A 799-nucleotide genomic window follows, 5' to 3' on the forward strand; every position below is an offset into this window, starting at 1 on the left:
AGGACGGCACGGAGGTGTGGCTGCTCGACCCGGCCGTGAGCCTGCGGGTGCCGGGCAGCGTCCCGGCGGGCACCCGGGTGCGCGTGCGGATCGAGGGCGTGGACCGCGCCTCGGGTGCGATCACGGCCGCGGGGGTAGACTGGTCGCACAGCTCACGCTGACCCAGGATGACCGGTCGCTCTCTGATCACCCTGACCCGCCGCCCGCGCCCCTGACGCCCGGGACGGCACCATGACCTGCCGGATCCGGCACGGCCCGCCTCGCACGGCGCGCCCGGCCCGGTTCCACGGGGCGCCGCCCGTCGGCCGCTCCGCGTGCTTGCCTCGCGATCGGCTTCCGCTTGAACCGCGCGCACGGCGGAGCCGGGCCTTCCGCCCGCCGTGACGACGCCCGACCAGGAACGCGAGTCGCCATGACCCAGAACTCCGAGCACACCCCCGCCCCCGCCGACGTCGACCCGACGGTCGCGGAGATCGCGGAGGACATCGTCACCGAGGACGCCGCCCCCGTGGCCCCCGAGCAGACCTTCGCCGACTTCGGGGTGCACCCCAAGATCGTCGAGGCCCTGGAGGCCAAGGGCATCGTCCACCCCTTCCCCATCCAGGCCATGACCCTGCCGGTCGCCCTCGGCGGCCACGACATCATCGGCCAGGCCAAGACCGGCACGGGCAAGACCCTCGGCTTCGGCATCCCCGCGCTGCAGCGCGCCATCGGCCCGGGTGAGCCCGGTTGGGGCGGCCTCGAGGCCAAGGGCACCGCGGGCGCCCCGCAGGCCCTGATCGTCGCCCCGACGCGCGAG

General features: G+C 75.5%; 2 protein-coding genes. Both read left to right on the forward strand.

Annotation, left to right across the window (positions count from 1 at the left end):
- The first annotated feature begins 14 nt into the window (after nt 1–14).
- Nucleotides 15–161: a hypothetical protein gene (locus D8M29_RS13705; protein WP_255420507.1), complete on the forward strand. Its 147-nt coding sequence runs from the start codon at nt 15–17 to the stop codon at nt 159–161.
- 251 nt (nt 162–412) lie between these two features.
- The coding region (locus tag D8M29_RS12670; RefSeq protein WP_148111633.1) for a DEAD/DEAH box helicase at nt 413–799 on the forward strand (387 nt) is incomplete at its 3' end.

The organism is Micrococcus sp. HSID17227, assembly GCF_003989405.1.
Taxonomy (GTDB): domain Bacteria; phylum Actinomycetota; class Actinomycetes; order Actinomycetales; family Micrococcaceae; genus Micrococcus; species Micrococcus luteus.